Source organism: Pseudomonas sp. B21-056, from assembly GCF_026016325.1.
Classification (GTDB): Bacteria; Pseudomonadota; Gammaproteobacteria; order Pseudomonadales; family Pseudomonadaceae; genus Aquipseudomonas.
The window spans coordinates 28,160-53,924 of sequence record NZ_CP087203.1 but is presented as its reverse complement, the minus strand read 5'-3'; the positions used below and the strand labels follow the sequence as shown (position 1 = coordinate 53,924).

Genomic DNA, 25,765 nt, shown 5'->3' with positions numbered 1-25,765 from the left:
GAGCGAGCCTGCTCGCGATGGCGGAGTGTCAGCCAACATAGGTGTCGACAGACCTGATGCTATCGCGAGCAGGCTCGCTCCCACAGAGGCATGCGATCCTTCAGCGGCTGGAAGGCTCACCGGCCGGCAGCGGCTCCTTGCTGCGCCAGTGCGGCAGGGAGTTCCAGTAGCGCTGGCCCTTGGCGTCGTCGTACATGCCTTCCCAGCGAGCGATCACCAGCACCGCCAGGGCGTTACCGATCACGTTCAATGCGGTACGGGCCATGTCCATGACACGGTCGACACCGGCGATGAAAGCCAGGCCTTCCAGTGGAATACCGACACTGCCCAACGTCGCCAGCAGCACCACGAAGGACACGCCCGGCACGCCGGCGATGCCTTTGGAAGTGACCATCAACGTCAACACCAGCAGCAATTGCTGGCTGATGGACAGGTCGATGCCGTACAGCTGGGCAATGAAAATCGCCGCGATGCTCTGGTACAGCGTCGAACCGTCGAGGTTGAACGAGTAACCGGTGGGCACCACGAAGCTGCAGATGGCTTTCGGCGCGCCGTAGGCTTCCATCTTCTCGATCACTCGCGGCAACACGGTTTCGGAACTGGCGGTGGAGTATGCCAGCACCAGTTCGTCCTTGAAGATGCGCATCAGCTTGAGCACCGAGAAGCCGAACAGGCGGGCGATCAGGCCCAGTACCACGAAAGCGAAGAAAGCGATGGCGACGTAAACCAGGATCACCAGTTTCGCCAGCGGCAGCAGGGACGCAAAACCGAAGTTGGCAACCGTCACCGCGATCAGTGCGAAAACGCCGATAGGGGCGTACTGCATGATCATGTGGGTGACTTTGAACATGCTTTCGGACACGCCCTGGAACATCTTCACCAGCGGCTCGCGCAGGTCCGATTGCAGGCTGGAAAGGCCCAGGCCGAACAGGACGGAGAAGAAAATGATCGGCAGCATCTCGCCGCGGGTCAGCGCCGCGAAGATGTTCGACGGGATCAGGTTGAGGATGGTCTGGACGAAGGCATGCTCATGCTGCACTTCAGCGGCCGTGGCCTGGTACTTGGAAATATCCACCGTACCCAGGGTGCTCATGTCGATGCCGCTGCCCGGCTGGAAGAAGTTGGCCAGCAGCAGGCCGACGACAATGGCGATGGTGGTGACGATTTCAAAGTAGAGGATCGTCTTGAGGCCGATGCGCCCGAGTTTCTTCGCGTCGCCGACCCCGGCAATGCCGACGATCAGCGAAGAGATGACGATCGGGATCACGATCATCTTGATCAGCCGGATAAAGATATCGCCTGCCGGTTGCAGCACGTTGCTGATCCACCAGGCCTTCTCGGCACTGAAATGGTTGAGCAGCGCGCCCAGTGCAATCCCGAGCACGAGACCGATGAGGATCTGCCAGGCGAGGCTTAGTTTTGCCTTCTTCATATCATTACCCTTACTTCGATTGGACTCGGGCAAAAGCGCAAATCGAACCGCCAATGGCGATACGAGTCGTGCTCCTGCCCCCGTATAAGGTCACCCCGAGCGCGCGTTGGCGGCTTACTGGCGGGCGAAAAAAGGCGCAACTATTGCGATGCGAGGGGGGCTCGTCTAATGCCGTAAACGCCTACCCTATGCCGAATCGGCATGAGATTTTCAAAACAAAACCCCCGTCCCAAGCGGTTCGGATGCGACATTTCAGCAGGCATAAATGCCGTGAACCGGCGGTTTCAGCGTAGCCGGGCTTTGTTTCAACTGCCGTGAAAATCGATGAAACGGTTACTCGCGGGCAAGCCGAGGGCAGCGGAAAAAGCTTGAAAGCTCTCCGATATACGGTCAGACGTCAGGAAACAGAGAGAGGAGACGGGACAAAATGCCGCATTGGATTAGCGTTCATGCAGCACGAATGACAAGCCGCTCTGGAACGGGCGCTTGCCTCGATAAGCCCTGCGCAAGTTCGCCAAGCCGTCTCGACTTTGCGAACCTGCGTCGCAGCTTTTACCTGACCCGGCCCTTTCGCAGGCACCCCTTGTGCCCGTAGGTCACTCCGACCCTGAATGGTCAGAACGTCCCGGCCCCCTGGTCATGCATCGGCCCTCCTCGGGCTGTGCAGAAGGAAAAGCAGGGCTGCTTTTCCCGTTTTCAAAACTCAGTACCAATTGGGGTCTTTCTTGAGTTGTTCCATTAACAGTTCTTGCATACCGTCATCGGGGTTGCCGAGGAAACGGTAGTTGGCATGACGGGTCGGCGACTTGTCGGCCGGCAGCCCGGCGGGGACCTCGACCAGCAAGGCGTAGGCTTCATCCTTGTCGAAACTGAAAGCGACGAACAAGCGCTCGCTGCGGCACGTCGCCTGGGTTTCACACAAAGGGCCCACCAGGTATTTGTCGCCATCTTCCTCGACAGCGTTCATCTGCTCAGAATCGCCTGACAGATTCATCACCCATTCCGGCAGACGTTCTTCTTTCTTGACCACGTGCTGCCAGGTTTCACGGTACTGCGCGTCAGATTCAAGTAATTGATTGACCCGCATCTGTCCGTCGTTGGCAGCCATTGCCGTGGCACTGCCGCCCAGGAGCAGGGCGGCGGCCAGTCCTTTCAATGCAGCGTTCATGATCAGCCTCGGCCGCGACGGCCAAAGAAGAAGGAGGCGATGAACATCACCAGGAACACGACAAAGAGAATCTTGGCGATGCCCGTGGCGGTGCCGGCGATACCACCGAAGCCCAGGACTGCAGCGATGATGGCAATGATCAGGAAGGTAATTGCCCAACTCAACATGGTGATTCTCCTTTCGCTTTTCTATTTAGTAAGGGTCTGGTTGGAATGGTTCGGGCGCGTCGGACGCACGGTCATCGGGTTAAAACACCCAGCGCTCCTGACGAGGCATGTCGGCAACAGGCTGAGCCTGATCGACATCCATCATTCGCATCGAGGCGGATGCTTCCGCGACGTTGCTCACGGCACTGAAGTGGGTTTGCGGAGTTCGTTGAATCGACACCGGTGCCGGCTCGGGCTGCTGGCTGTAGTGCCAGAGAAGCAATTGCTGACTCACCACGAGGGTCACCAGCAATGCCAGAACAGCCCACAACCCCTGCTGAATGTGCAGGGAGGTAATGGGTAATCGGGCGGCACGTTGCAAATTCATCCTGGAATTCCTCCCCACCCCGGGTGGTGATCTGGTTGAGGCGTTCAAGACGCCACGTTGATCAGACCATTGCAGGCGCCATGCCAGAAATTTATTGTTAAAAACATGTTTAAAATCATAGCGTTATAAACACATCGCCAATCAGCCAAAGCGCATCCTGCACGATGCCCCCGAAGGGAGTCGTGCGTATTGCACGAATGGAGAAATGGGAGGCGATAGATTCTTTTTGAATTGCCGTCCGCGAACAGCGGTCGGAATGGGGCAGGTCTGGGCCGGTGAAATCGACGAGCCCAAAAAAATAAACGCAAATCAGGCGTTTAGGACTGCGTCGCTCACCGCGACGCTTTCTGTAGGTAATATTCGTTCAGAATCGACCATGCAACTTGCCCGATTTTTCTGACACTAACCAACATCATTCATTAAAGGAGCGTAGGAAAAATGGAATCAGCCACTGAGCATCAAGGCCGCATTCTGCTGGTAGACGATGAGTCCGCCATCCTGCGTACGTTCCGCTATTGCCTGGAAGATGAAGGCTATACCGTCGCCACCGCCAACAGTGCCGCCCAGGCCGATACCCTGTTGCAGCGCCAAGTGTTCGACCTGTGCTTCCTCGACCTTCGCCTGGGCGAAGACAACGGCCTCGATGTGTTGGCCCAGATGCGCATCCAGGCACCGTGGATGCGCGTGGTGATCGTCACCGCCCACTCGGCTGTCGACACTGCGGTGGACGCGATCCAGGCCGGTGCCGCCGACTATCTGGTCAAGCCCTGCAGCCCGGATCAGTTGCGCCTGGCGACCGCCAAGCAACTGGAGGTCCGCCAGCTATCGGCAAGGCTCGAGGCGCTGGAAGGCGAGATGCGCAAACCCAAGGACGGCCTCGACTCCCACAGCCCTGCGATGAAAGTGGTGCTGGAAACCGCCCGCCAGGTAGCCAGCACCGATGCCAATATCCTGATTCTTGGCGAATCCGGTACCGGTAAAGGCGAGCTGGCCCGGGCGATCCATGGCTGGAGCAAACGCGCGAAAAAATCCTGTGTCACCATCAATTGCCCGTCGCTGACGACCGAGCTGATGGAAAGTGAATTGTTCGGTCACAGCCGCGGCGCGTTCACCGGTGCCAGCGAGAGCACGCTGGGGCGAGTCAACCAGGCAGACGGCGGAACCCTGTTTCTCGACGAGATCGGCGACTTTCCCCTGACGTTGCAACCAAAATTGCTGCGGTTCATCCAGGACAAGGAATACGAGCGGGTCGGAGACCCGGTCACCCGCCGGGCCGATGTGCGCATCCTCGCAGCGACCAACCTGAACCTTGAAGACATGGTGCGCGACGGACGTTTTCGTGAAGACCTGCTGTACCGGCTGAACGTCATCACCCTGCACTTGCCGCCGCTGCGCGAGCGCGCCGAAGACATCCTCACCCTGGCGGACCGTTTCCTGGCCCGCTTCGTCAAGGAATATGCCCGTCCGGCCCGGGGATTCAGCGATGAGGCCCGCGAAGCACTGCTAGGCTATCGCTGGCCAGGCAACATCCGGGAACTGCGTAACGTGGTGGAGCGCGCCAGCATCATCTGTCCCCAGGAAAAAGTCGAAATCAGTCATTTGGGCATGGCCGAGCAACCGGTCAACAACGCGCCGCGAATCGGCGCCGCGCTGAGCCTTGATGAACTGGAGAAAGCCCACATCGGTGCCGTGCTGGCCACGGCCGATACGCTGGACCAGGCGGCCAAGACCCTGGGTATCGATGCTTCCACGCTGTATCGCAAACGCAAGCAATACAACCTGTGAACGGTACCTTATGAAACTGGCGATGAAGCTGCGCACACGGCTGTTTCTCAGTATCTCGGCCCTGATAACGGTGGCCTTGCTGGGTCTGCTGCTTGGCTTGGTCAGCGTGATGCAAATGGCCAATACCCAGGAACAATCGGTGCGCGACAACTTCATCCTGCTGGACCTGGGCCTCAAGCTGCGCCAGACCCTGGGCGACCAGTTGATCATCATGCTCGACGACAAGCCCGACCTGGCCGCGCTGGAAGACTCCAAGCGGCAATATTTCAGTCTGCTGGAGGAGGGCATCGCGCACGAACACAGCCTGAACGAGCCGACGGAAAACTTCACCCGGGCCAAGGCCGACTACCTCGGGTTCCTTGAAGCATTTACAGCCTCTCGCCAGCAACCGCCCCAGCTCACGGGCATCCAGGACCTCACTGAAAAATTCAACGTACTGCGTAACGGGTTGATCGAAGGGTATCGGCACGCCTTGACCAACATCAGCGAAACCCAGACCCACTCCCGGGACCGGGCGCTGCTGATTTCCGGTTTGCTGGGTCTGGTGGGGTTGGCGGTGCTGGTCATCGGCTTCATCACCGCCCATGGCATCGCCCGGCGTTTCGGGACGCCGATCGAGGCGCTGGTGTCGGCTGCGGACGATATCGGCCAGGGCAAGTTCGAAGTGACGTTGCCGATCTCCACTTCCCCGGAATTGAATCTGCTGACGCGTCGTTTTGGAATCATGGCCCAGGCACTGCGTGAACATCAGGCCACCAATGTCGATGAGCTGCTGGCCGGCCAGCAACGCCTGCAAGCGGTACTCGACAGCATCGACGACGGCTTGCTGATGATCGACCGCCAGGGCCGGCTCGAGCACCTGAACCCGGTGGCCCAACGCCAACTGGGCTGGGATGAGGAACGCCTGGGCCAGGGACTGGGCGAGGCCCTTGGACGCCTGGAGCTGGACGAGGAATTGCACCTGGTGCTGCGCGGCGGAACGCTGGAGCGGGCACCGGAGGACCTGAGCATTGAAGTGGATGGCGAATCCCGCTTGCTGACCTACAGCCTCACGCCTGTGAGCCATACCCAGGGGCATATTCTCGGCGCGGTGATGGTGCTGCACGACGTTACCGAACAACGCGCCTTCGAACGGGTACGCAGTGAGTTCGTGTTGCGGGCCTCCCACGAGCTGCGCACACCGGTGACCGGCATGCACATGGCGTTCGGCCTGTTGCGCGAGCGCGTCCATTTCCCGGAAGAATCCCGTGAAGCGGACCTGCTCGACACCGTCAATGAAGAAATGCAGCGGCTGATGCAGCTCATCAATGACCTGCTGAACTTCTCTCGCTACCAGAACGGCCTGCAAAAGCTGACCCTGGCACCTTGCTCCATCGAAGACCTGCTGGAAGCGGCCCGCCTGCGGTTCGCCGGCCAGGCCCAAGCCAAGGGCATCGAGTTGCTCGTGGCGATCCAGGGCCCGCTACCGCGCCTGCATGCCGACGCGCCGCAGTTGGAGCGGGTGCTGGATAACCTGATCGACAACGCCATGCGCCACACCGGCGACAACGGCCAGATCCGCCTGCAGGGTCGGCGCCACGGCGAGCGGGTGATCATCAGCGTCGAAGACAACGGCGAAGGCATTGCCTATGGCCAACAGGGGCGGATCTTCGAACCCTTCGTCCAGGTCGGACGCAAGAAAGGTGGCGCAGGCCTCGGGCTGGCCCTGTGCAAGGAGATCGTTCAGCTCCATGGCGGGCGCATGGGTGTTTATTCAAGGCCAGGGCAGGGCACGCAGTTCTACATGGCGTTGACGGTTTGAAGCTATTTCCTAGGCCTCGTCATCCAGACGCCGTCCGAGCAGCCGCCGCCCGCGTGTAATCAGTTCAATGAGCTGCACGGCACTGAGGGCATGGGCAAACAGCCAGCCCTGGCCGAACGTCACCCCTTCGCTGCTCAGATAGGACGCCTGAGCCTCGTGCTCGATGCCTTCGGCAATCACCTTGAGTTGCAACGCGTGGGCCATGCGAATGATGTGCGGAGCCACGCCGCTGCTGGCCGCATCGTGGCCGAGGGCATCGATAAAGGCCTTATCGATTTTCAGACAGTCCACAGGCAGGGTCTGCAGGTAAGCCAGGCTGCAATAACCGGTGCCGAAGTCATCGATCAGCACCTGATGGCCCACGTCACGCAGCGATTGCAGGTTGTCCCGGGCGACCAGCACATCGATCAACCCGCGCTCCGTCACTTCAAAGGCAATCTGCCGCGCCGAGACCCGATGCCGCGCCAGCAAGCGGGCGATCACTTCGCCGATGCGCGGCACCATCACGTCGCATGCCGCCAGGTTCACCGAAATATAGAGCTGGGGATTGGCCCGCAACAGCTGGCCCAGCTGGTCAAACAGGCGCTGCAAGACGAAATCGGTAATCTGGCGGATCTGCCCGGTATCTTCCGCCATCGGGATGAACAGATCCGGACTGGTCAAGGTGCCATCCGGTCGTCGCCAACGCAGCAGGGCTTCAGCCCCGACACAGTTGCGGCTGCGCAGGTCGAAAATCGGCTGGTACAGCACCTGGAACTCGCCTCGCCGGATGGCCCCATGCAGTTCGGCATCCATGGATTGACGCTGGCGCGCCAACAGAAACACCTGGAAACCGATCCCCAAGCCCAATATCAGGCTGGTGGGCAGCATCCACCAGGCATTGGCGGGAATATGAAAGCCGTTGCGCTGGGCAATCAACACCAACTGATATTCCGGACTGTCGGTCTGCATGCGATAGATCAGCCGGGTCGCTGTCACCAGCAGGGCATTGCGGCTTTGCGGTGGCCAGGGCTCGGCAGGCGGCCAGTATTGATCGGTACCCAGCACGGGAATGGCGCGCTTGCCATGGTCCAGGACCACCAGCAGGCTGCTGTCGGGCGGCAGGTCGACCACATCGGTCAGATGCCCCCTGGAGGTGGCGACCCGAAAGTTGCCGCGCCCCAGCATCAATGCGGCACGGTTTTCATCGGGCTCAGTGGTGGTGTTCAACCAATAACTGTAGGTCGGGCCCCGTATGTCGGGCGGACGGGCAACAGACAATCCGCTCTGCCGTGGACGGTTGGAGCAGACGCCGCGACTGTCGATATACACCGCCTCGTAGACGAAGCGGTAGTTGAAGCTGACCTGCTGCAAGGTCGCGATCATTTCCTCGTCGCACCCGCGCAGCGGTTGGTTCTGCAGATCATCGAGGCTTTCGCGCAACTGCCCGAAAAGCTGTTCCAGCCGTTGCAGGAAGCGCTCGCCCTGGGCATTCATCTGGTCGCTTTCACGCTGCTGGTTCTGCTGCACGACCACGAACAGGCTCCCCGCCAGCAACAGCAGCGTGCTCAGGACAGCCGCTAGCGTCGCCAAAAAAAGAGGGCGATGGAGCCAGCTTTGCAGGGTTTCGCGGGCAGCCTTCATCGATTGGTAATCCGAAAGTTACCAATGAGTTATAGCCCCTGATTGGGATCTCGCGCTCACCGTCGGACAAGCGTCATTATTTTGTCTGGGTGAGCACCTGCAGAATCGCCGCACTTTGCGCGTCGGGCGTACCGTCGAACCGGGCCGGTCGATAACGCATCTGGAAGGCAGCCAGCACGTGGCGGGTAGCCACATCCCATTCGCCGGTCCGGGGTGTCGGATAGCCGAGGCGGGCCAGCTCGGTCTGGAACCAGGTGGCGCTCGGTAGCTGCGTCAGGAAGAACGCCTGCTGGCGCGCCACGGCCTGTTCATCGGGCCAGACGCCCAGGCCTGCTTCGGCCAGGCGCTTCCAGGGGAACAACGGCCCCGGATCAAGCTTGCGCAGGGGAGCGATGTCGCTGTGTCCAATGATGTTGATCGGGTTGATCGCGTTGCGCCGGGTAATGTCCTTGAGCAATACGATCAAGGATTGGACCTGGGCTTCGCTATAGGGGTACCAGAGACGCCCGGTGGGGGTGTCGACGTACCCCGGGTTGACGATCTCGATGCCGATGGAGCTGGAGTTGAGCCAGGTCCGGCCTTGCCATTCGCTTTCTCCGGCGTGCCAGGCCCGCCGGCTTTCGTCCACCAGCTTGTAGATGGTCGCGTTCTTGTCGTCACCGATCAGGTAATGGGCACTGACTTCGCCATGGGTCAGCAGCGCCAGGGACCGTTCCAGGGAGGCTGAGGTGTAATGCACCACGACAAACTGGATACGGCTGTCCTGGTTGGCCGACGGGTGACTGGTATCAAGCCGGGGCCCGCTGGCGCAACCGGCCAGGGCCAGCAAAAAGACAATGATCGGAACGATTTTCATGGCGCAGTGCATTTACGGATGGCGAATAATGCAACAGTGTAACGTATCACTGGACAAGGGTCTGGCTTGCCTTCGAGATTAAACAAAATGGAACAATTGCCCTCAGCCCAGTTCCACTCGGTTACGCCCGGCGGTTTTTGCTCGATATAGCGCCTGATCGGCTCTTTTAAGCACCAGATCGCTGTGTTCACCCTGTTTGAATGCGGTCATGCCCATGGACACGGTAATGGTTACCGGCTCGCCCTTGAAGTGAAACGGACAGGCTTCGATGGCTGCCCGCAGGCCCTCGGCCAGTTTGGCACCCGCCGCCAGGGGCGTGTCGGGCACCAGCAGGACAAATTCCTCGCCGCCAAAACGAGCGATGAAGTCGCTGCCCCGCAGGCGCCTGCGCAGCACATTGGCGATGAGCTTCAACACCCGGTCACCGGCCAGGTGCCCATAGTTGTCATTGATTCGTTTGAAGTGATCGAGGTCGAGCATCGCCAGCAGCAAGCTGTTGCCGTGCCGCTGCCACTGAGCGACCTCGTGTTCGAGCCGCTCGGTCCAGGCGGCACGGTTGGGCAACCCGGTGAGTGGGTCGATCAGCGCCTTCTGCCGCTGCTCTTCGAGATTCTCACGCACGACCTGGGCTTCCTGCTCCATCACCGCAACGCGCTCGGCCAGGCTCTTGAGGCGGCTGGAGACTTCCTGCTCGCGCTGGTCACGCTGCTTCTGGTGCTGGTCCATCGTACCGAGCAGGCCTTCCAGATGGTTTTCCAGCACCTGCTTGAGCCCTTCCAGGTCATCGGCTTCCTGCACGCTGCTTTGCAGGCCATCGACCTGCTCGCGAATCTGGGTGTCCATTTCCCGGGAGGCCGAGAGATTGTCCGCGTGGCCTTCACTGGCAGCGCGCAAGCTGCCCTGGAACGACTCCAGCCGATCATTGAGGCGTTGCAGATACGCTTCGAATTCATGCTGGCCGCTGTCGGTGATGGCCAGCATGAGCGTGGCGAAATCGTCGAGAATCGGCAGTAACTCGTACCAGTTCAAACCATTTCGCAGACGTTCACCCATGGCCTCGGCTTGCGGGCGATGACGCTCGGGCAGGGTCAGGTCACCCAGCAGGCCCAGCAGGGTGTCTTCGATATGCTTGGCCACCGAACTGTAGGAAGGTTCCGGGGAGTCGGGCAGGGCGTAATGGGCCTCATCCGGATCAGCGGGCAGTGGCGCAACGGTTGTCGAAGGCTCATCAGGCTCTGTATCAGCTGACGGTATTGCCTCCAACCCGGGTGACGGCGCCTCGGAGGCCTGCTCGTCGGGATTCTCTAGCGCGGCGGCGACCGTAGGCTCCGTGACAGTCGGTACCGGTTCGCTGGCTTCCTCTGGCTCGAGGACCGGCTGCGCGATGTCGGTCACGGGCTTTGGAGCGGGTTCGACTATCGGCGGAATGAAGGCAGCCGGTTCGGGCGTTTCAGCGATGGGCTGAGCCTGCTCCACTGGCCCAATGACAGGTGCAGGAACGGCCGTCGGCTGCATTGGCACCGGCGGTGGCGCTTCGGTCACTGGCGTCGCAGCCACAGGCGCAACGTTGACCGGAGCGGCTTCGTGCGGCTGGGCGGCCGCATCTTCGTGACCATGACCACCAAACAGCCGTTGCAGCAGGCCGGGACGACTCGCTTCGGCAGGTGCCTCCAATGCATTCAGCGCCTTGCCCTGCAAGCTGCTCAATTCGCTAAGCAACAGGGGAATTTCCCGAGCCTGGCCGACCCGTGCCTCCAGATGCTTGGCAAACACTTTCAGCGGTCGACGAACGTCTTTCGGCAGCGGCAGGGTCTGTAGCTGAGCGACCAGGGCGGTCAATGCGGTGCTCATCTGTTCGACCCGGGTCTCGCGGCGCTGCTCGGAATCCAGCACGGCTTTTTCCAGGCGCGGCAAGAGGGCGGCGAGGGCGGCGTCCATGTCGTCGGTGCGCACCACTTCGCGCATCTCTTTCATGCATTGATCAACGGCCCGGTCCGTGCCCTCGGCGGCCAGGGTGCTGCGCACCAGGCCACGACGCAGCAAGTCGAGCCGGGCATCCCAGCGGCGCTCGAGCTTTTCCTGCTGTTCAATGCTCTTGAAGTACTTCTCTCTCCAGCGTTCGGCGTCGTCGCTCATTCATCGGGTCCGCAAGGGGCAGAACTCAGCGCAGGAAATGCGTCAGCCGTGAGCGAACCCGGTAGACGAATTTCGACTGCAACCGGCAGGTGATCGGAAATGGGCTGGGCCAGGACCTCGACACGCTCAAGGGTCAGGGTCGGGCTCAGCAGGATATGGTCCAGGCAGCGCTGGGGGCGCCAGCTGGGGAATGTTGCTTCAAGTTGTGGCGCAAGCAGGCCGAGATCGCGCAGGGGCGAGGTCTGCAACAGGTCATTGGCGTGGGTGTTCATGTCGCCCATCAGCACCTGATGCTTATAGCCGCCGATCAACTCGCGGATATAGGCCAGTTGCATCGCCCGGGTACGCGCCCCGAGGGCCAGGTGCATCATGACCACAACCAACGCCTCCGGCCCTTCGCCGAAGCGCGCCAGGATCGCTCCGCGCCCCTTGGGGCCCGGCAGCGGATGGTCTTCGATCGCCCACGGCCGCAGGCGACTCAACACGCCATTGCTGTGCTGGGCGAGACGGCCGAGGTTGCGATTGAGTTGTTGATACCAGTAGGGAAACGCGCCCAGTTGGGCCAGATGCTCCACCTGATTGACATAGCCCGACCTCAGGCTGCCGCCATCGGCTTCTTGCAGGGCCACCAGGTCGAAATCCTTCAGCAGGTCGCCGATTTTCTGCAGGTTACCGGCACGCCCGGTGTGGGGCAGCAGATGTTGCCAACCCCGGGTCAGGTAATGCCGGTAGCGTTCGGTGCTGATGCCCACCTGGATGTTGAAACTGAGCAGTCGCAGGCGACTGTCGGCGGGCAGGCCCGTGGACGCGACATGATGCTCGTTGACCCGCGGTTCATGCAGGCCAACGATACGCTCGGTGCTCCAACGGGCCATGGGCGTGGGCCGCGCTTAGTTGGCAACAGCCTTGGTCGCCGCTCGCTCCTTGGCGACCAGCTTGTCAGCCAGTTGCAAGGCTTGGTCTGCGCCGCCGGCAGAGCCGATGTCAAAGCGGTATTTGCCATTGACGATCATGGTCGGTACGCCGGTGATCTCGTACTTCTTCGCCAGCTCCTTGGCTTTGACAATTTGGCCCTTCACGGCGAAAGAGTCGAAGGTCGCCAGGAATTTCTCCTTGTCTACGCCCTGGGTTGCCAGGAAGTCTGCCATGTCATCTTTGTCAGTCAGCTTTTTATGTTCCTTCTGGATCGCGTTGAACACCGCCGCGTGAACCTTGTGCTCGACGCCCATGGCTTCGAGGGTCAGGAACATCTGGCCGTGGGCATCCCATGGGCCGCCGAACATGGCAGGGATGCGGACGAAGTTCACGTCCGAAGGCAGCTTATCAACCCACGGGTTGATCACCGGCTCGAACGCGTAGCAATGCGGGCAGCCATACCAGAACAGCTCCACCACTTCGATCTTGCCGGGCACGGCTACCGGAACCGGATTGCTCAACTCGACGTAAGGGGCATTCGATTCCTCGGCGTTGGCTTGAGCGCCGATGCCGAACAGGCTGGCGACGACGAGCGCGGCGCTGATGATCAGATTACGCATGCTTTACTCCTGGACAAATAGGTGGCCTCGCAAGGTGTGTTGTCAGACAGACCATGGCGGGTTCAAGTTCTTAGTGTAACGGCAGCGGCCACAAAAAAGGGCGGCCAAAGCCACCCTTTTCATGCTTGCATCGACAGATTAATCGAGCGTTAACGTTACAAGCGGTGTACACCCCTCGCAACGCCGCCCAAAGACCTTAGTGCAGGCCCTGGATGTAGCTGGCCACCGCTGCGATATCTTCGTCGCTCAGCTTGCGGGCGATGGTACGCATGGTCATCGCGTCGCCGTCGTTGGCACGCCCGCCGTCTTCCTTGCGGAAGTCGGTCAGTTGCTTGGCCACGTACTGGGCATGCTGGCCACCCAGGTGCGGGAAGCCGGCAGCGGCGTTGCCGGCACCGTTCGGCGAATGGCAACCGGTGCAGGCCGGCAGGCCTTTTTCCAGGTCGCCGCCACGGAACAGCTTCTCACCGCGTGCCACGAGTTTCTGGTCGGCGGCGCCGACGCTGCCTTTCTGGCTGGCGAAATAGGCCGCGATGTCCGACAGGTCCTGATCGCTCAGGTTGGTCAGCAGGCCGGTCATTTCCAGGACGGTGCGCTTGCCCGACTTGATGTCGTGCAGTTGCTTGGTCAGGTAGCGTTCGCCCTGGCCCGCCAGTTTCGGAAAGTTTGGCGCTGCGCTGTTGCCATCCGGCCCGTGGCAGGCCCCGCATACGGCGGCTTTCGCCTGGCCGGCGGCGGCATCGCCTGCGGCGTGGGCTACGCCGGATATCCCCAAGGTCAACAGCAGACTCACGATCAGTTTGTTCATCAGCTAATCCAACTACGGCTAAGGGTTAAAGAGTTATGGGCCGGGTTCACTCGCTCATCCACTGGATGATGGCTTGGTAATCCTCGGCACTGCAGTCCATGCACAAACCACGCGGCGGCATCGCCTTGAAACCCTGGGTCACGTGTTGCACCAGCGTCCCCATACCTTTCGCCAACCTCGGCGTCCAAGCTTCCTGATCGCCCTTGCGGGGCGCCGTTGGGAGTTGGCCGGAATGACAGGCACCACAAACACGGTTGTACACAGCTTCCGGATCCTGTGTAGCCTGAGCGCTGTAAAGCGGCATCAGGACACCGGCAGCTAGCAGCCATTTCGTCATAAAACGACCTTTTCAGGGTTGAGAGCAAGCTGCGTTCTGATGCGCAATTTAGGTCGGTCGCTCTCGTGAACCTCATCCTTCGCTGGGACAAAGCGCACACAAAATCTGCGGCATTATATACTGGCGTCACTGAAACGGAAACGACACAGCTTGCCGCGTCCATTCCCGACGCCGCCCACATCGGAAATCCCATGCAACTGAAGAACCCCATCCTTGGCCTGTGCCAACAGTCCACCTTCATGCTCAGCGCCGCCAAAGTCGATCAATGCCCCGACGACGAAGGCTACGAAGTGGCCTTTGCCGGGCGTTCCAACGCCGGCAAATCCAGCGCGCTGAACACCCTGACCCATGCGAGCCTGGCACGCACCTCGAAAACCCCGGGTCGCACACAGCTGTTGAACTTCTTCAAGCTAGACGATGAACGCCGTTTGGTCGACCTGCCCGGCTACGGCTACGCCAAGGTGCCGATTCCGCTCAAGCAACACTGGCAACGCCACCTGGAAGCCTATCTGGGCAGCCGCGAGAGTCTGAAGGGGTTGATCCTGATGATGGACATCCGCCATCCGATGACCGACTTCGACACGCTGATGCTCGACTGGGCGGTCGCCAGCGGCATGCCCATGCACATCCTGCTGACCAAGGCGGACAAGCTCACCTACGGCGCGGCCAAGAACACACTGCTCAAGGTGCAGTCGCAAATCCGCAAGGGCTGGGGTGATGCGATCACAATCCAGCTGTTCTCGGCACCCAAGCGCATGGGCCTGGAAGAGGCCTACACCGTGCTGGCCGACTGGATGGAACTGGCGGACAAGGGCAGCGAAGCGGCCGAGTAAGCCGAATCGCAGGCAAAAAAAACCCCGGACTTCGTATGGGGAGGGGGAAGTTCGGGGTCCAAGTTCCGGACCGCTAGGGCGGGGTCCAGATATCTGCCAACACTTAACACAACATAGGAGCATTGAAGGGCTTCACCAGCCATTCAGAATCTCTGAGTCGCATTTCATGGGTTTAGTTCAGATTATTTTTTGAAATTGCCTTAGGAAATGTCTTACCCCCCAGGCGCTGACATTCAACTGTGGCGAGTGGCCGCTTGAGTGCGAAGCGCTCACAAGGGCTTTGGGGCGGCTGCGCCACCCAGCGGGAGCAAGCTCCCTCGCCACAGGGTCTCTCTATAGCCAGGGGGCTACTTCTCAGTGCGCCTCATCCCAGTTGTTCCCCACGCCCACTTCCACCAGCAACGGCACGTCCAGCGTGGTGGCGGCGCTCATGTGCTGGCGAATCTCCTGGCTGACCTGCTCGACCAGGTCTTCCCGTACTTCCAGTACCAGTTCGTCGTGCACCTGCAGGATCACCCTGGCGTCCAGCCCTGAGGTCGACAACCAGCGATCCACGGCCACCATCGCTTTCTTGATGATGTCGGCGGCGGTGCCTTGCATCGGCGCGTTGATCGCTGTGCGCTCGGCGCCTTTGCGCAGCGCCGGGTTCTTCGCGTTGATGTCCGGCAGGTACAACCGGCGACCGAAAATGGTTTCGACGAACCCCTGCTCGGCAGCCTGGGCGCGGGTGCGCTCCATGTACTCCAGCACGCCCGGGTAGCGGGCGAAGTAGCGGTCGATGTAGGCCTGGGACTGCTTGCGATCGACACCGATCTGTTTGGCGAGGCCAAACGCGCTCATGCCGTAGATCAAGCCGAAGTTGATCGCCTTGGCGCTGCGGCGCTGGTCATGGCTGACGGCGTCCAGCTCGACGCCGAAAACCTCGGCGGCCGTGGCCCGGTGCACGTCCAGGTCATTGCGGAATGCATGGAGCAGGCCTTCGTCCTTGGCCAGGTGCGCCATGATCCGCAGTTCGATCTGCGAGTAGTCCGCCGCCAGCAGCTTGTAGCCTTTCGGTGCGACGAACGCCTGACGGATCCGTCGGCCTTCGGCGGTACGGATTGGAATGTTCTGCAGGTTCGGATCGATGGACGACAGTCGCCCGGTCGCGGCAACGGCCTGTTGATAGTTGGTGTGGACGCGGCCGGTGCGGCTGTTGATCTGCTCCGGCAGACGATCGGTGTAGGTGCTCTTGAGCTTGCTCAGTGAGCGGTACTGCATCAGTACTTTGGGCAGCGGATAATCCTGCTCGGCCAGTTCGGCGAGCACCGCCTCGGCGGTGGATGCCTGGCCCTTGGCGGTTTTGCTGAGCACCGGCAAGCCGAGCTTTTCGTACAGGATCACGCCCAATTGCTTCGGCGAGCCGAGGTTGAATTCCTCTCCGGCGATGGCAAACGCCTCACGCTCCAGCGCCACCAGCTTTTCGCCAAGTTCGACACTCTGCACGCCCAGCAGGTTGGCATCCACCAGCGCACCCTGGCGCTCGATACGTGCCAGCACCGGCATCAGCGGCATTTCGATGTCGGCGAGCACTTTGCCCAGGCTCGGGATCGCCGCCAGTTTTTCCTGCAAGGCCTGATGCAGACGGAAGGCCACGTCCGCGTCTTCGGCGGCATAGGGGCCGGCCAGTTCCAGGGAGATCTGGTCGAAGGTCAGCTGTTTGACGCCTTTGCCGGCGATGTCCTGGAAATCGGTCTTGCTTTGTCCCAGGTACTTGAGCGCCAGGCTGTCCATGTCGTGACGGGTCGCGGTGGAGTCCAGCACGTAGGATTCGAGCATGGTGTCGAAGGCAATGCCTTGAACCAGGATGCCGTTGTCCTGATCACCACCGATGGCGCAGTTGGCCAGGATGTTGGTCTCGAACTTGGCGTGCTGGCCGACCTTGAGTTTGTTGGGGTTTTCCAACAAGGGCTTGAGGGCCTTGAGCACCGTGTCACGGTCCAACTGCTCCGGCACGCCCATGTAGGAGTGGGTCAGCGGGATGTAGGCCGCTTCGTGGGCCGCCACGGCAAACGATAGTCCTACCAGTTGTGCATGCTGGGGATCGTCACCGTTGGTTTCGGTGACGAACGCAAACAGCGGCGCCTTTTCCAGCTTGGTCCGCCAGGCGTCGAAGCGCGCCTGATCGAGAATGACTTCGTACTTCGCCTCCGCGCCGCCGGGTTGCTCATCGGCCACTTCGACGATTTCCTGGCCGGAACGCTTGGCGTCTCGCTGGTTCTCTTCGAACCAGCTCTTGAATTCCAGCAGGGTATACAGCTCGGCGAGTTTCTCGTGGTCCGGTGGCCCCATTTGCAAGTCGTCGAGGCCGACATCCAGCGGCACGTCGGTCTTGATGGTCGCCAGTTCGTAGGACAGGAAAGCCATTTCCTTGTGTTCTTCGAGCTTGGGGGCCAGGGTCTTGGCGCCACGGATCGGCAACGTGGCGACGATGTCCAGTTGTGCATACAGCTCGGTCAGGCCGCCGTTGACGCCTACCAGCAAGCCGGAGGCGGTCTTTGGCCCGATTCCCGGAACGCCCGGGATGTTGTCGGAAGAATCGCCCATCAATGCCAGATAATCGATGATCTGCTCCGGAGCGACACCAAATTTCTCCTTCACGCCAGCCACGTCCAGCGCGCTACCGGTCATGGTATTGACCAAGGTAATGTGCCCGTCGACCAATTGAGCCATGTCCTTGTCACCGGTGGAGATCACCACCGGGCGGTCGGCTGCGGCGCTGCTACGGGCCAAAGTGCCAATTACGTCGTCGGCTTCGACGTTGTCCACGCACAGCAGCGGGAAGCCCAGGGCCTTGACGCTGGCGTGCAGCGGCTCGATCTGCACGCGCATGTCGTCGGGCATGCTCGGGCGGTTGGCCTTGTATTCGGCGTACAGCGCATCGCGAAAGGTCCCACCCTTGGCGTCGAACACTACAGCGAACGGGCTGTCCGGATACTGCTTGCGCAGGCTCTTGAGCATGTTCAGCACGCCCTTGACCGCACCGGTCGGCAGGCCTTTGGACGTGGTCAGCGGTGGCAGCGCATGAAAAGCGCGGTATAGATAAGAAGAACCGTCCACCAGGACGAGGGGGGCTTGGCTCATGAGCAGGATCAACCTTTTCGGCGGGTCCGGGGCTAGAATAGCGGGACCGTTGACGACAAAGGGACAAGGTTATCATGCGTACACTAAATCGCCTGTTACTGGCTGGCTTGTTTGCGATCACCCCGCTTACCGTCATGGCGGCGGACGACGCACCTTCGGCGGACCCGGACGTCACCATTCGCACGGAAGGCGACAAGACCATTCAGGAGTACCGGCAAAACGGTTTCCTGTATGCGATCAAGGTCACGCCCAAGCACGGCAAGCCTTATTTCCTGGTACGCGCCGACGGCACTGATGCAAACTTCATCCGTTCGGACCAACCGGATATGCTGATCCCGTCGTGGAAGATCTTCGAGTGGAAGTAGTTTCCCAATTTCAACCGGCGCCCGCTGCAGGGCGCCCGTACTGGCAGTTTTAACCATGTCTGTGTTCACCCCCCTGGCTCGGCCCGAGCTGGAAACCTTTCTCGCCCCTTACGGGCTCGGCCGCCTGCTTGATTTCCAGGGGATCGCCGCTGGCAGCGAAAACACCAATTTCTTTATCAGCCTGGAGCAGGGCGAATTCGTCCTGACCCTGGTCGAGCGCGGCCCGGTGCAGGAAATGCCGTTCTTCATCGAGCTGCTCGATGTCCTGCATGAGGCCGCCCTGCCAGTGCCTTATGCCTTGCGCACCACCGACGGCGTTGCGCTCAGGGAGCTGGCCGGCAAACCCGCGCTGCTGCAACCGCGCCTGGCCGGCAAGCACATCAAGCAGGCCAACGCGCAGCATTGCGCCCAGGTCGGCGAGTTGCTGGCGCATCTGCACCTGGCCACCCAGGCCAACATGATCAAGCGCAAGACCGATCGCGGCCTGGACTGGATGCAGGAGGAGGGCGCAAAGCTGCTGTCACACCTCGATACCGAGCCCCGTCGGCTGTTGAAAGCGGCGCTGGACGAAATCGCGCTGCAGAAAACCGGCATCCTCGCGCTGCCCCGCGCCAACATCCACGCGGACCTGTTCCGCGACAACGCCATGTTCGAAGGCACACACCTGACCGGGTTGATCGACTTCTACAACGCCTGTTCCGGGCCGATGCTGTATGACGTCGCCATTGCCCTGAACGACTGGTGTTCGGATGACGACGGTGTGCTCGATGGCCCCAGGGCGCGGGCGTTGCTGGGGGCTTATGCAGCCCTGCGGCCCTTCACCGCCGCCGAGGCCGAGCTATGGCCGACCATGCTGCGCGTGGCCTGCGTGCGGTTCTGGCTGTCACGCTTGATCGCCGCCGAATCCTTTGCCGGGCAGGATGTGTTGATTCACGATCCGATGGAGTTCCAGCACCGGTTGGCGCAGCGGCAGGATGTTCATACGCCGCTGCCTTTTGCCTTATAACCTGCCTGCCGAACACAGAACCCTGTGGCGAGGGGATTTATCCCCGCTGGGCTGCGCAGCAGCCCTAAAACCTGCTACCCCGGCGTGTCAGATTGATTGGAGAAGGTCTGTTGGGGCTGCTTCGCAACCCAGCGGGGATAAATCCCCTCGCCACAGGAATTCCTTCACTTCAGGTTTGTGTAGCGACTGGAGTTACAACGACTCCAGGCACCCCGCCAAATCATTCCCCAGCTTTTCCAGCAACTGCTCATACCCCTGCGCCGTCGCCGGGGTGTAGCCGCCCAGCGCATCCAGCTCTGCGAGCTTCACCGGCAAGCCGGCCACCAGGGTTTCGGCCAGGCGCGGGCGCAGGGGCGGTTCGCTGAACACGCAGGTCTTACCCACAGCCTGCAAGCGCGTGCGCATCGCCGCCACATGCTGGGCACCGGGCTGGACCTCGGCAGCCACGGCAAACACCCCGGCGTGCTTGAGACCATAGGTGTCTTCGAAATAATCGAACGCTTCGTGGAACACGAAGTAGGGCTTGCCCGCAATCCCGGCCAGACGAGACTTCAGACGCGTGTCCAAGGCATCAAGACGCTGGTTGAAGCCCTGGAGGTTGCTTTGATAACGGGCGGCATTGGCCGGGTCGGCAGCGCTCAGGTCAGCGGCCATCTTGGCGGCGATCACCCGTGCATTGATCGGTGAAAGCCACAAATGGGCGTCGATCGTGCCGGGACGATGGTCATGATCATGCTCGTCGCCGTCATCGTCGGTATGGGATTGGCTGTCCTCGGCAAAATGCCGCAATTTGAGCCCCGGCAGCTCCTGCACCGCGACGGAAGGCAGCGTACGACCGTTCAACACCCGTGGCAGGAAACCTTCCATGTCCGGCCCGATCCAGTAGAGCAGGTCCACCGACTGCACCTTGCGCACGTCGGAGGGCCGCAAGGCGTAGTGGTGAGGCGAAGCACCGGGCGGCAGCAGCACTTCCGGAACGGCCACGCCGTCCTGCACCGCAGCGGCAATCAGTTGCAGCGGCTTGATGCTGGTGAGGACCTTGACCTCAGCCTGAGCCGGGCCGATCAGCAGAAAACTTGCGACAAAAGCGACAAAGAGCGAAAAAAATCGGGACACGATGACCACTCGAAGAGGCGAGAACGGGTAACATAATAACGTCTCTAACGGAACTCGTCGCTGCCCATGCCTATTACACCCCTCGCCAGTCGTCCCCACGATCACTCCCACTGCGTGCACAGCGCGCTGTCCGAGGCCGATGCCATCTGTGCGCGGCAGGGGCTGCGCCTGACCGCCTTGCGGCGGCGCGTGCTGGAACTGGTCTGGCAAAGCCACAAGCCGTTGGGTGCCTACGACATCCTGGCGGTCCTCAGTGAACAGGATGGCCGCCGTGCCGCGCCGCCCACGGTTTATCGAGCGCTGGATTTCCTGCTGGAAAACGGGCTGGTACACCGCATCTCCTCCCTGAACGCCTTCGTCGGCTGCAATCATCCAGAGCATGCCCACCAGGGCCAGTTCCTGATCTGCCGCGAATGCCACGCCGCCATCGAGTTGGAGCAGAAGTCCATCAGCGACGCTATCGTCGCCAGCGCCAAGGAGGTCGGCTTCATGGTCGACAGCCAGACCGTCGAAGTGGTCGGTCTCTGCTCCGGTTGCCAGGGGGCTTGATGAGCAATGCCTTGATCCGCCTCGAGCAGGTGGCCGTGACGTTCGCCGGGCAGAACGTGCTGGACAACATCCACCTGAGCGTCGAACCGGGGCAGATCGTCACCCTGATCGGCCCCAACGGCGCCGGCAAGACCACCTTGGTGCGCGCCGTGCTGGGTCTGCTCAAACCGGACAGCGGCAGCGTCTGGCGCAAACCGAAGCTGCGGGTCGGCTACATGCCGCAGAAGCTCCACGTCGATCCAACATTGCCGCTTTCGGTATTGCGCTTCCTGCGCCTGGTGCCTGGCGTGGATCGCGGACGGGCCTTGGCGGCGCTCAACGAAGTCGGTGCCGAGCAAGTGATCGACAGTCCGGTGCAGAGCATCTCCGGCGGCGAAATGCAGCGCGTGCTGCTGGCCCGCGCCCTGCTGCGCGAACCTGAGCTGCTGGTGCTCGACGAGCCGGTACAAGGGGTCGACGTGGCCGGCCAGGCCGAGCTCTACAGCCTGATCACTCGCCTGCGCAACCGTCACGGCTGCGGCGTGCTGATGGTCTCCCATGATCTTCACCTGGTCATGAGCACCACCGACCAGGTGGTCTGCCTCAATCGTCACGTCTGCTGTTCCGGGCATCCCGAGCAGGTCAGCGGCGACCCGGCGTTCGTCGAGCTGTTCGGCAAGAACGCACCCAGCCTGGCGATCTATCACCACCACCATGACCACGCCCATGACCTGCACGGTTCGGTGGTCATCGGTGCACCTGTTACCCCCCACGTTCATGGAGATGGCTGCAAGCATGGCTGATTTTCTGCTGTACGCCCTGCTCGCAGGCCTGGCCCTCGCGCTGGTGGCCGGCCCCCTGGGCTCGTTCGTGGTCTGGCGGCGCATGGCCTATTTTGGCGATACCTTGTCCCACGCGGCATTGCTCGGCGTGGCGCTGGGATTCCTGTTGGACATCAGCCCCACGGTGGCGGTGACCGTCGGCTGCCTGTTGCTGGCGGTGGTGCTGGTGACCTTGCAACAACGCCAGCCGCTGGCGTCCGATACGCTGCTGGGCATCCTGGCGCCCAGCACCCTGTCCCTCGGGCTGGTGGTCTTGAGCTTCATGCATGAAGTGCGGATCGACCTGATGGCCTATCTGTTCGGCGACCTGCTGGCTATCAGCCCGACGGACCTGGCCTGGATCCTGGGTGGCAGCGCAGCCGTCCTGCTGTTGCTGGTGGCGCTCTGGCGACCATTACTGGCCGTCACCGTCCATGAAGAACTGGCCCGGGTCGAAGGCCTGCCCGTGACAGGACTGCGGCTGGCGCTGATGCTGCTGATCGCTGTGGTGATTGCCGTGGCGATGAAAATCGTCGGTGTGTTACTGATTACGTCATTGCTGATCATTCCGGCGGCCGCGGCACAACGTCACGCCCGTTCGCCGGAGCAGATGGCACTGGGCGCGAGCCTGCTGGGCATGCTTGCGGTGTGTGGCGGCTTGGCACTTTCCTGGTTCAAGGACACCCCGGCCGGCCCGTCGATCGTGATCAGCGCCGCGGCGTTGTTTCTGCTGAGTTTTGTCCTGCCCCGTCGAGGGGTGTAGACTTGCTCGCTTTTTGCGCAAATAGAGAGTCGCAGGAATGAAGCCGTTCGCCTCCCGTTATCTGCTCCTTGTCGCATTTTCCTTGCTGCTGGGGGCTTGCAAGAGTTCGCCGCCAGTGACCGCAGCGCCCGATACCCGGGGCCCGGCCATCGCACAACTGGAACAAAGCCTGGCCGGCAATGAGCTGGCCACCGCTGAAGATCAATTGGCCACATTGCAGGCCCAGACGCCCGACGATCCAGCGCTGGAGCCCTATCAGCGGCAACTGGCCGAGGCGTATCTGCGCCGCAGCCAGATCGATCTGCAAAAAGGTGATGTAAACGCCGCCGCCACTGCCCTGAGCCGTGCCCGCGCCCTGATGCCCAAGGCGCCAGCACTGACCGGTGAAGTCAACGGCGCGATCGCCCAGGCCCGTAAGGTCGAGCTGGATAAAGCCGAAGCTGCCCTCCAGGCTGCCGAAACCAAACCGGTGGCCAAGGTGATCGACCCCAGCGCCGAAAGCACCACGGTTGCGCTGAATATCAACGATATCCAGAAAATGCGCCGCCAATTGGATGCCATTGCCGCTGATGTGGTGAATTTTCAGTGTGATGTCACTGTCCAGGCGCCGCGCACCGATGACTATCCGTGGCTGGCGAACTTGCTGAGCAAGCGGGTTAAAAAGCTCGATCCGGGGTTTGATTTGAAACTGCGCAAACAGATTTTGCGCAGCGTGCCGGCGCAGTTGGTGCTGACTCCGCGTAAATCCTGAAAGCATCGCGAGCAAGCTCGCTCCCACAGGGTTTTGTGTTGGATACAACATTCGTATCCACAACAAAGCCCAATGTGGGAGCGAGCCTGCTCGCGATAGCGTCCTTACAGGCAACAGAGCCTCTTCAGACGAGCATCAAGCCGGAATTCCCTTGGCCTTGGGCTCCCGCGCCCAAACCCGATGCAGGGCAATCGCCGCAAAGAAGTCCGCGAACTTCCCGACATCCACATCCGGAATCAGCCCCGCATCCGCCTCCAGCTTCAACAACACCAGCAATTGCCTGGCTTCGCCATTCAGGGCAATAGCCTTCAGGTGTTTGTAGGCTTCCAGCAGGTAATGCAACGCCACACCATCAGTGCTCAAGGCCTGGATCGATTGCACGCCACCCGGTACGAACACTGCGTCAAAGGCAATCGACGGCAAGCCTTCCATGGACGCATCCACCGGTAGGGTTTGCCCATCGGCAGTGGTCACCGGCGCGGAGGTCGGCCCAAGGATTTTGGCATGGGCGCCCTCAGCCTTCAGCGCCTGCTTGAGCGCATCGATGATCGCCCCATCGACGCCGTTCGCCACCAGCACCGCGACCTTGCGGGTCTTGATGTCACCGGACAGCAGGTTCGCCTGGCTCAGAGCCGGGGACTTCTCCAACGAAGGCGTCGGTACATCCACCGTGCAGGCCGTGGGTGCCGGCAACCCAAGGTTTTTCGCCACCCGCGCCGCCAGCTCCAAATCGATGTTGGCAAGGATCTCGTTGACCTGGCGCGCCCTGATGAACTCCCGCTCGACCTTGCCCAGTTCGAAGCTATAGGCCGCGATGATGTGCTCCTGCTCGTGGGGGCTCATGCTCTTGTAGAACAGCCGCGCCTGGGAGAAATGGTCCCCGAACGAGTCACTGCGCTGGCGGATCTTGTGGGCGTCGATGCGTTCCGGGTAGCTCTCGAAGCCACCGTCCTGCGGACCGGGTGGGGTTTCCTTCGGCCAGCCGCCGTCGATGGAGTTCGGCTCGTAGGAGGTACGCCCCTTGTCGATGGTGGTGCGGTGCATGGCGTCACGTTGGCCGTTGTGTACCGGAGTGATCGCACGGTTGATCGGCAACTCATGAAAATTCGGCCCACCGAGTCGGCTGATTTGCGTGTCGGTGTAGGAAAAGAGTCGACCTTGCAGCAAGGGATCGTTGGAAAAGTCGATACCGGGCACGATATGCCCAGGGCAGAAAGCGACCTGCTCCACTTCGGCAAAGAAGTTATCCGGGTTGCGGTTCAGCACCATCTTGCCCAATGGCGTGATAGGCACCAGTTCTTCAGGAATGATTTTGGTCGGGTCGAGCAGGTCGAAGTCGAATTTATGCTCGTCTTCCTCGGCAACGATCTGCACGCCGAATTCCCATTCCGGGTAGTCGCCCATCTCGATCGCTTCCCACAGATCGCGACGATGGTAGTCGGTATCTTTACCGGCCAGCTTCTGGGCTTCGTCCCACACCAATGAACAGGTACCGACTGTGGGCCGCCAGTGGAATTTGACGAAGCTGCTGCGGCCTTCGGCGTTGATCATGCGGAAGGTATGCACGCCAAAGCCTTGCATGCTTCGTAGGCTTTTGGGAATGGCCCGGTCGGACATCGCCCAGATGACCATATGAGCTGATTCCGGCACCAGCGAGACAAAATCCCAGAAGGTGTCGTGGGCCGAGCCACCGGTAGGAATCTCGTTATGGGGTTCGGGTTTAACCGCATGGACGAAGTCGGGAAACTTGATCGCGTCCTGAATGAAAAACACCGGCATGTTGTTGCCCACCAGGTCGAAGTTGCCTTCGTCGGTGAAGAACTTCACGGCAAAACCACGCACATCCCGCACCGTGTCGCCGGAACCCCGTGGCCCTTGCACGGTGGAAAAACGCACGAATACTGGCGTCTTTTTGCTCGGGTCCTGTAGGAAACCCGCCTTGGTCAGCGCCGAATGCGCTTCATAGCACTGGAAATAGCCATGAGCCCCAGTGCCCCGGGCATGAACGATGCGCTCCGGGATACGCTCATGGTCAAAATGCGTGATCTTTTCACGCATGATGAAGTCTTCCAGCAGCGAGGGCCCACGGGCGCCAGCGCGGAGAGTGTTCTGGTTGTCGGCGATCTTCACGCCCTGATTGGTGCGCAACGCCTGTTCGGTGGCGTCGGCGCGAAACGGTTCGAGGCTGTCGAGCTTGGCATTGGTGTTGCCGCGATCCAGGGTGTCGGTGCCGGCCAGTTGGCTCTGGGTGCCGGCGGGCTTGTCGGTGCTCATCAGGCGTATCTCCTCTTGGCAATCTGTGGCTGCTTTAGGAGTGACCCACACCGCTTTGCCGTGTTCCTTTTTTATGTCCTTTGATCGTGTTATTGCCAAATGACAGGTTCAATCGCAAATAAATGCTAAGAACCTCTATACAGACAGGCTAAAATGCGCGCCCGGCTAAC

The 25,765-nt window shown here is 61.0% G+C and carries 23 protein-coding genes; 9 read left to right on the top strand and 14 right to left on the bottom strand.

Annotated features, from left to right (window positions below):
* Positions 1 to 100: 100 nt before the first annotated feature.
* The 4 genes from gltP to LOY67_RS00220 form a co-directional block, all read right to left on the bottom strand.
* Entirely contained in the window at positions 101 to 1,432 is a 1,332-nt protein-coding gene (gene gltP, locus LOY67_RS00235; RefSeq protein WP_265065417.1) for a glutamate/aspartate:proton symporter GltP, read from the bottom strand.
* Between the two features lie 703 nt (positions 1,433 to 2,135).
* Positions 2,136 to 2,600 (bottom strand): inhibitor of vertebrate lysozyme family protein, encoded by a 465-nt coding sequence (locus tag LOY67_RS00230; protein WP_265065416.1) that lies wholly within the window; start codon positions 2,598 to 2,600, stop codon positions 2,136 to 2,138.
* Between the two features lie 2 nt (positions 2,601 to 2,602).
* Complete coding sequence (locus LOY67_RS00225; RefSeq protein WP_003177151.1) at positions 2,603 to 2,767, bottom strand: DUF1328 domain-containing protein; 165 nt, start codon at positions 2,765 to 2,767, stop codon at positions 2,603 to 2,605.
* A 79-nt stretch (positions 2,768 to 2,846) separates the two neighbouring features.
* The gene (locus LOY67_RS00220) at positions 2,847 to 3,134 is read right to left on the bottom strand and encodes a hypothetical protein (protein WP_265065415.1); all 288 of its coding nucleotides are present in this window, start codon (positions 3,132 to 3,134) and stop codon (positions 2,847 to 2,849) included.
* Between the two features lie 438 nt (positions 3,135 to 3,572).
* Between LOY67_RS00220 and algB the strand changes: the two genes are divergently transcribed.
* Complete coding sequence (gene algB / locus LOY67_RS00215) at positions 3,573 to 4,919, top strand: sigma-54-dependent response regulator transcription factor AlgB (RefSeq protein ID WP_258629517.1); 1,347 nt, start codon at positions 3,573 to 3,575, stop codon at positions 4,917 to 4,919.
* Between the two features lie 10 nt (positions 4,920 to 4,929).
* Positions 4,930 to 6,720, top strand: coding sequence for an ATP-binding protein (locus LOY67_RS00210; protein WP_265065414.1), 1,791 nt, complete (start codon positions 4,930 to 4,932; stop codon positions 6,718 to 6,720).
* A gap of 9 nt (positions 6,721 to 6,729) precedes the next feature.
* Here the strand turns inward: LOY67_RS00210 and LOY67_RS00205 are convergent, their stop codons facing one another.
* The 7 genes from LOY67_RS00205 to LOY67_RS00175 form a co-directional block, all read right to left on the bottom strand.
* Positions 6,730 to 8,343, bottom strand: coding sequence for an EAL domain-containing protein (locus LOY67_RS00205; protein WP_265065413.1), 1,614 nt, complete (start codon positions 8,341 to 8,343; stop codon positions 6,730 to 6,732).
* 76 nt (positions 8,344 to 8,419) lie between these two features.
* A complete protein-coding gene (locus LOY67_RS00200) occupies positions 8,420 to 9,199 on the bottom strand; it encodes an N-acetylmuramoyl-L-alanine amidase (protein WP_265065412.1) in 780 nt (259 codons plus the stop codon).
* A gap of 102 nt (positions 9,200 to 9,301) precedes the next feature.
* Complete coding sequence (locus LOY67_RS00195; RefSeq protein ID WP_265065411.1) at positions 9,302 to 11,335, bottom strand: GGDEF domain-containing protein; 2,034 nt, start codon at positions 11,333 to 11,335, stop codon at positions 9,302 to 9,304.
* On the bottom strand, positions 11,332 to 12,210 hold the full coding sequence (locus tag LOY67_RS00190) for an endonuclease/exonuclease/phosphatase family protein (RefSeq protein ID WP_265065410.1): 879 nt from the start codon (positions 12,208 to 12,210) through the stop codon (positions 11,332 to 11,334). The genes LOY67_RS00195 and LOY67_RS00190 overlap by 4 nt, the downstream gene beginning before the upstream one ends.
* Before the next feature lie 15 nt (positions 12,211 to 12,225).
* A complete protein-coding gene (locus tag LOY67_RS00185; protein WP_265065409.1) occupies positions 12,226 to 12,870 on the bottom strand; it encodes a thiol:disulfide interchange protein DsbA/DsbL in 645 nt (214 codons plus the stop codon).
* A 196-nt stretch (positions 12,871 to 13,066) separates the two neighbouring features.
* A complete protein-coding gene (locus LOY67_RS00180; protein ID WP_265065408.1) occupies positions 13,067 to 13,678 on the bottom strand; it encodes a c-type cytochrome in 612 nt (203 codons plus the stop codon).
* Positions 13,679 to 13,724: 46 nt separating this feature from the next.
* Positions 13,725 to 14,015 (bottom strand): c-type cytochrome, encoded by a 291-nt coding sequence (locus LOY67_RS00175; protein WP_024778410.1) that lies wholly within the window; start codon positions 14,013 to 14,015, stop codon positions 13,725 to 13,727.
* A gap of 191 nt (positions 14,016 to 14,206) precedes the next feature.
* On the opposite strand from LOY67_RS00175, the gene yihA reads away from it, so the two are divergent.
* Positions 14,207 to 14,848: a ribosome biogenesis GTP-binding protein YihA/YsxC gene (gene yihA, locus LOY67_RS00170; protein ID WP_265065407.1), complete on the top strand. Its 642-nt coding sequence runs from the start codon at positions 14,207 to 14,209 to the stop codon at positions 14,846 to 14,848.
* A 354-nt stretch (positions 14,849 to 15,202) separates the two neighbouring features.
* On the opposite strand, the gene polA is transcribed toward yihA, so the two are convergent.
* Positions 15,203 to 17,971 carry a DNA polymerase I gene (gene polA, locus LOY67_RS00165; RefSeq protein ID WP_265065406.1) on the bottom strand — a complete coding sequence of 923 codons (2,769 nt, stop codon included), beginning with the start codon at positions 17,969 to 17,971 and terminating at the stop codon, positions 15,203 to 15,205.
* 74 nt (positions 17,972 to 18,045) lie between these two features.
* Between polA and LOY67_RS00160 the strand changes: the two genes are divergently transcribed.
* Both LOY67_RS00160 and LOY67_RS00155 read left to right on the top strand, forming a co-directional pair.
* Positions 18,046 to 18,336, top strand: a complete 291-nt coding sequence (locus LOY67_RS00160) for a DUF2782 domain-containing protein (RefSeq protein WP_041024687.1) — start codon at positions 18,046 to 18,048, stop codon at positions 18,334 to 18,336.
* A gap of 55 nt (positions 18,337 to 18,391) precedes the next feature.
* Positions 18,392 to 19,342 (top strand): homoserine kinase, encoded by a 951-nt coding sequence (locus tag LOY67_RS00155; protein WP_265065405.1) that lies wholly within the window; start codon positions 18,392 to 18,394, stop codon positions 19,340 to 19,342.
* Between the two features lie 192 nt (positions 19,343 to 19,534).
* On the opposite strand, the gene LOY67_RS00150 is transcribed toward LOY67_RS00155, so the two are convergent.
* Complete coding sequence (locus LOY67_RS00150) at positions 19,535 to 20,458, bottom strand: zinc ABC transporter substrate-binding protein (RefSeq protein ID WP_265065404.1); 924 nt, start codon at positions 20,456 to 20,458, stop codon at positions 19,535 to 19,537.
* Positions 20,459 to 20,524: 66 nt separating this feature from the next.
* On the opposite strand from LOY67_RS00150, the gene zur reads away from it, so the two are divergent.
* From zur to LOY67_RS00130, 4 genes are read left to right on the top strand one after another with little or no spacing between them, the layout of a single operon-like run.
* Positions 20,525 to 21,007: a zinc uptake transcriptional repressor Zur gene (zur, locus tag LOY67_RS00145; protein ID WP_258629499.1), complete on the top strand. Its 483-nt coding sequence runs from the start codon at positions 20,525 to 20,527 to the stop codon at positions 21,005 to 21,007.
* The gene (gene znuC / locus LOY67_RS00140; protein ID WP_265065403.1) at positions 21,007 to 21,789 is read left to right on the top strand and encodes a zinc ABC transporter ATP-binding protein ZnuC; all 783 of its coding nucleotides are present in this window, start codon (positions 21,007 to 21,009) and stop codon (positions 21,787 to 21,789) included. Before zur ends, znuC begins: the two co-directional genes overlap by 1 nt.
* Positions 21,782 to 22,570, top strand: a complete 789-nt coding sequence (gene znuB, locus LOY67_RS00135; RefSeq protein ID WP_265065402.1) for a zinc ABC transporter permease subunit ZnuB — start codon at positions 21,782 to 21,784, stop codon at positions 22,568 to 22,570. The genes znuC and znuB overlap by 8 nt, the downstream gene beginning before the upstream one ends.
* Before the next feature lie 37 nt (positions 22,571 to 22,607).
* Complete coding sequence (locus LOY67_RS00130; protein ID WP_265065401.1) at positions 22,608 to 23,321, top strand: PA5502 family lipoprotein; 714 nt, start codon at positions 22,608 to 22,610, stop codon at positions 23,319 to 23,321.
* A 135-nt stretch (positions 23,322 to 23,456) separates the two neighbouring features.
* Here LOY67_RS00130 and katE read toward each other — a convergent pair whose 3' ends face one another.
* Positions 23,457 to 25,595 (bottom strand): catalase HPII, encoded by a 2,139-nt coding sequence (katE, locus tag LOY67_RS00125; RefSeq protein WP_265065400.1) that lies wholly within the window; start codon positions 25,593 to 25,595, stop codon positions 23,457 to 23,459.
* Between the last annotated feature and the right edge of the window lie 170 nt (positions 25,596 to 25,765).

What these genes read in the sequence shown, in the direction of transcription:
- gltP (WP_265065417.1), bottom strand. Translation starts at nt 1,432, where the DNA reads ATGAAGAAGGCAAAACTAAGCCTCGCCTGGCAGATCCTCATCGGTCTC.
- LOY67_RS00230 (WP_265065416.1), bottom strand. Translation starts at nt 2,600, where the DNA reads ATGAACGCTGCATTGAAAGGACTGGCCGCCGCCCTGCTCCTGGGCGGC.
- LOY67_RS00225 (WP_003177151.1), bottom strand. Translation starts at nt 2,767, where the DNA reads ATGTTGAGTTGGGCAATTACCTTCCTGATCATTGCCATCATCGCTGCA.
- LOY67_RS00220 (WP_265065415.1), bottom strand. Translation starts at nt 3,134, where the DNA reads ATGAATTTGCAACGTGCCGCCCGATTACCCATTACCTCCCTGCACATT.
- algB (WP_258629517.1), top strand. Translation starts at nt 3,573, where the DNA reads ATGGAATCAGCCACTGAGCATCAAGGCCGCATTCTGCTGGTAGACGAT.
- LOY67_RS00210 (WP_265065414.1), top strand. Translation starts at nt 4,930, where the DNA reads ATGAAACTGGCGATGAAGCTGCGCACACGGCTGTTTCTCAGTATCTCG.
- LOY67_RS00205 (WP_265065413.1), bottom strand. Translation starts at nt 8,343, where the DNA reads ATGAAGGCTGCCCGCGAAACCCTGCAAAGCTGGCTCCATCGCCCTCTT.
- LOY67_RS00200 (WP_265065412.1), bottom strand. Translation starts at nt 9,199, where the DNA reads ATGAAAATCGTTCCGATCATTGTCTTTTTGCTGGCCCTGGCCGGTTGC.
- LOY67_RS00195 (WP_265065411.1), bottom strand. Translation starts at nt 11,335, where the DNA reads ATGAGCGACGACGCCGAACGCTGGAGAGAGAAGTACTTCAAGAGCATT.
- LOY67_RS00190 (WP_265065410.1), bottom strand. Translation starts at nt 12,210, where the DNA reads ATGGCCCGTTGGAGCACCGAGCGTATCGTTGGCCTGCATGAACCGCGG.
- LOY67_RS00185 (WP_265065409.1), bottom strand. Translation starts at nt 12,870, where the DNA reads ATGCGTAATCTGATCATCAGCGCCGCGCTCGTCGTCGCCAGCCTGTTC.
- LOY67_RS00180 (WP_265065408.1), bottom strand. Translation starts at nt 13,678, where the DNA reads ATGAACAAACTGATCGTGAGTCTGCTGTTGACCTTGGGGATATCCGGC.
- LOY67_RS00175 (WP_024778410.1), bottom strand. Translation starts at nt 14,015, where the DNA reads ATGACGAAATGGCTGCTAGCTGCCGGTGTCCTGATGCCGCTTTACAGC.
- yihA (WP_265065407.1), top strand. Translation starts at nt 14,207, where the DNA reads ATGCAACTGAAGAACCCCATCCTTGGCCTGTGCCAACAGTCCACCTTC.
- polA (WP_265065406.1), bottom strand. Translation starts at nt 17,971, where the DNA reads ATGAGCCAAGCCCCCCTCGTCCTGGTGGACGGTTCTTCTTATCTATAC.
- LOY67_RS00160 (WP_041024687.1), top strand. Translation starts at nt 18,046, where the DNA reads ATGCGTACACTAAATCGCCTGTTACTGGCTGGCTTGTTTGCGATCACC.
- LOY67_RS00155 (WP_265065405.1), top strand. Translation starts at nt 18,392, where the DNA reads ATGTCTGTGTTCACCCCCCTGGCTCGGCCCGAGCTGGAAACCTTTCTC.
- zur (WP_258629499.1), top strand. Translation starts at nt 20,525, where the DNA reads ATGCCTATTACACCCCTCGCCAGTCGTCCCCACGATCACTCCCACTGC.
- znuC (WP_265065403.1), top strand. Translation starts at nt 21,007, where the DNA reads ATGAGCAATGCCTTGATCCGCCTCGAGCAGGTGGCCGTGACGTTCGCC.
- znuB (WP_265065402.1), top strand. Translation starts at nt 21,782, where the DNA reads ATGGCTGATTTTCTGCTGTACGCCCTGCTCGCAGGCCTGGCCCTCGCG.
- LOY67_RS00130 (WP_265065401.1), top strand. Translation starts at nt 22,608, where the DNA reads ATGAAGCCGTTCGCCTCCCGTTATCTGCTCCTTGTCGCATTTTCCTTG.
- katE (WP_265065400.1), bottom strand. Translation starts at nt 25,595, where the DNA reads ATGAGCACCGACAAGCCCGCCGGCACCCAGAGCCAACTGGCCGGCACC.